Raw genomic sequence first — 283 nt, forward strand, 5'->3', positions numbered from 1 at the left:
CGCCTTGAGATTGCCACTGTCCGTGACGGTGTTCTGATCCGCACACCTGGTATCTTTCCTGTCAACGCGCGCGAATGGCATGGCCCTTACGCAGATGAGGCCGCGGCATTGGTTGATTTCCGGACGCGCGTTGCACGACCGCGCATTACGCCGGAGCGCCTGCGGCATTACAGGAAACACGGTTATTACGGGATAGTGCGGGGAGTGGAAGTGATCCAGCGCCGCAGCCCGTGGACTGGCGCGTCCGAACTGACGCCTTTCGAACTTGTGGAGGCCTGATCAG

The 283-nt window shown here is 60.8% G+C and carries 1 protein-coding gene; it reads left to right on the top strand.

Features of this window, described 5'->3' with window-relative positions:
* The coding region (locus DY926_RS17665; protein WP_116701880.1) for a hypothetical protein at positions 1-279 on the top strand (279 nt) is incomplete at its 5' end.
* Between the last annotated feature and the right edge of the window lie 4 nt (positions 280-283).

It is taken from the genome of Komagataeibacter melaceti, assembly GCF_003403295.1.
GTDB lineage: Bacteria > Pseudomonadota > Alphaproteobacteria > Acetobacterales > Acetobacteraceae > Komagataeibacter > Komagataeibacter melaceti.